Origin of the sequence: Sulfitobacter sediminilitoris, assembly GCF_010667575.1 — a bacterium.
GTDB lineage: Bacteria > Pseudomonadota > Alphaproteobacteria > Rhodobacterales > Rhodobacteraceae > Sulfitobacter > Sulfitobacter sediminilitoris.
Genome location: NZ_JAABNT010000060.1, coordinates 1 through 2,838, shown reverse-complemented (window position 1 = coordinate 2,838; position 2,838 = coordinate 1). Strand labels below are relative to the sequence as shown.

At 52.0% G+C, this 2,838-nt stretch carries 2 protein-coding genes; both read left to right on the top strand.

Annotation, left to right across the window (positions count from 1 at the left end):
- The first annotated feature begins 616 nt into the window (after positions 1–616).
- Complete coding sequence (locus tag GV827_RS23030; protein ID WP_164356648.1) at positions 617–1,168, top strand: 2OG-Fe(II) oxygenase; 552 nt, start codon at positions 617–619, stop codon at positions 1,166–1,168.
- Between the two features lie 130 nt (positions 1,169–1,298).
- Positions 1,299–2,216, top strand: a complete 918-nt coding sequence (locus GV827_RS23025; protein WP_164356646.1) for a DMT family transporter — start codon at positions 1,299–1,301, stop codon at positions 2,214–2,216.
- Positions 2,217–2,838: the final 622 nt, after the last annotated feature.

Below are 2,838 nucleotides of genomic sequence, written 5' to 3'. Positions count from 1 at the left end.
GGCAGCTGGGTAATGGTATTTGTCCTCATGTGGCATATCCTTTTCTCAGACGAGAATTGCGGCGCGTGAACAACGCCATGATATGCCGCCCCTCAGGGGCCATCACCAACTTTTAGCTATATCTCCACAGTTTGTCGCACACCTCAATTTCGCCCAAAATAGCCGTTTAAAATCAACTACTTAAAATAAACACAAGTCTTGAAAATCTTCGTGTCGGTGGTTCGATTCCGCCCCTGGGCACCACTTAAATCAAGCGAAAACAATAATTTGCTGGATTTCCGCATTGCAGCGAAAATCGCTGAAAACACGAGAATACCCTAGCGCAGTGCTAGCACAGTCTCAAAAACACCTGCTAGCACAGTTTGTTATGAGATGCGCCGTGCACCTAGCACAGTTCTAGCACAGTGCATGACCAACGCTCCTTGCCGTGCTTATGGTGCTGCGGGAGTGATGTTTTTTGGGTAAGCTGTTGGGGTTGCCGGAAGAAATCTTGGGTTCTTACGGTTTGGGATCAAAGCGCTAAAACGACAGCTCTTATGCTGAAACGGTGAATTCAGGTCAGAACTTTCAAGCGTTTCGGCTAATGCTCAACCAACAGTTTGAAAAGGTGGACGGAATGATCGAAGTGTATTCGATGCCAGAGGCGTTCACCCCAGCGGAGTGTGACCTGATTATTGCGACAACTGCCAAAGTCCCAGCTGATGAAGCCCTGCTGGTGGGGCGACAAAGGGATCACAATCTACGGCAGGCCGAGCTTGTTTGGTTGGATGATGTTGATGGTATGGGGTGGGTCATGGATCGGCTTATTGCCTTGGTGAGCAAATCCAATCGGGACTTGTTTGACTTCGATCTGCGCGAATTTTCGGAAAGCCCACAGGTTGCGCGCTACCAATCCTCCAACGGCGGTCATTTTGCATGGCATTCTGACATTGGTGACGGCGTCGCAGCGGCCAAGCGAAAGCTCACACTGGTTCTTCAATTGAGCAAACCCGACAATTACAAGGGTGGAGACTTGGAAGTAATGCCAAGTGCCCATGTAGTGGCCGCCAATCGCGCTCAAGGATGTGTCACTGTTTTTCCAAGTTTTTCACTTCACCACGTAACGCCAGTCACAAGTGGCGTCCGTCACTCCCTTACGGTTTGGGCCCATGGACCGGCGTTCAGATGAAACGCTCGATTACAAACTCAACCGAACCCAGGTCATCTGCATATCGCCGGAAGTGGTCGCGTTCTGAAGATCGAAGACAAGGATTTGTTGGTAGTCAGTCGAGATGAGCCCGTTTTCACGAGAAAATCGGATGATCGATGTCCCCAAAGTTCCGGCGATCCCAACCGGGTCTGTCGCCCTTGCCATTGGCTTAAGCCTTCTGTCCCTTGTGTTCTTTGATTTGATGGGACTGATCATCAAGCGTCTGTCGGCTGATTACAGTGCGGCGGAATTGTCGGCCTATCGGAACTTTTTTGGCCTGATCCCAAGTGCAATCGCGCTTTGGTCTTCACGCAGCTGGCACGACGGCGGTCGACGCCTGCGTGTGCGCCAATGGACCCTGATCGGCGCACGTGGTCTCATCGTTACGCTGGCGCAGCTGATGTTCTATCTGTCACTGGGTCGGATTGCCTTTGCCAGTGCGACAACGATTTCCTATTCCAGCGGGCTTTTCATGACGGCATTTGCGGTCCTGCTGCTCGGCGAGAGAGTGGGCATTATCCGCTGGATCGCGGTGGTGATTGGGTTCGTCGGCGTGGTTATGGTGATGGGACCAGGGCGGGACACATTCACTTTTGACTCCCTCTTGCCCCTGGCTGCGGCCGCGCTTTATGCACTTACCGGCGTGACAGCCCGCCTTATTGACGACGATGTCCCGAGCGCATTGATCAACCTGTATTCTACTGGCTTTGCAGTTTTGGGATCCGTGGTTCTGGCGTTGCTCCTTGGTGGGTTCTCTCCAATACAAAATGCGTCCGATTTCGCCTGGATCATCGCCATGGGTGTATCTGGCGGAATTGCGGTCTTGCTGTTGGTGATTTCGTTTCGAATGACCGAGCAAAGCAACCTCGCCCCGTTCAGCTATCTCGGCATCCCAATGGCGTTCGTGTTCGGTTGGATGTTCTTTGGCGAAGCTCCCTGGCAAGACCTCTTCCCTGGTGCGATCCTGATCGTTATCGGAGGATTGTTGGTTGTTTGGCGAGAACGTCGGCGCACCCGTTTGGTCTAAGTCAGCAACGGCACTCGACGGGTTTACGAGGCTTCCTGTTCTTGGTGTAGTGTTAATAAGTTGGAAATGTTTCATTAAATGTATGAATTTCACGGTTTAACTTATGGGAAACCTTCTGGTCCGCACATTTGCTCGAGCATCCAAACGCAGCGACTTCTGACACAATCAAGTTACTGATAGCTACGTTGAGCTTGCTGCGGCGGGAATTGTAGATACTGAAGGTGTCCATGCCATCTGAAGCCCTGCACTTCGTTGTTTGGCGCTATCACCCCCCAAAGGAACCTCGCTATGCGACGCTGTAGCCTAGACGGAGCCGCTACTGAGATTTCGATGGCCAATTGTTTCGGTAAGTGGCCTTCCACGGAGGTTGCGGAGCAAAGTTGTGTCTTCAGATTAATGATCCGGCAATCGAGACTTTCCTGCCATCGCTGAGCCACCAATTTGCAAGACAAATGGCGTCACATGGGAGCTACTTTGCAAATGCGTCACTGCCTCTACCAACACCGGCTCTCTGTTTGCGTAAGTGTCAAGCGCGGGTTTCTCGATCATTCGGGGACCTGGTTCTCTACGAAGTCAGCATTGCCGCTTCCTGATGGCGTCCGGGAGCTGATCGGCCAAAATG

What these genes read in the sequence shown, in the direction of transcription:
- GV827_RS23025 (WP_164356646.1), top strand. Translation starts at nt 1,299, where the DNA reads ATGATCGATGTCCCCAAAGTTCCGGCGATCCCAACCGGGTCTGTCGCC.
- GV827_RS23030 (WP_164356648.1), top strand. Translation starts at nt 617, where the DNA reads ATGATCGAAGTGTATTCGATGCCAGAGGCGTTCACCCCAGCGGAGTGT.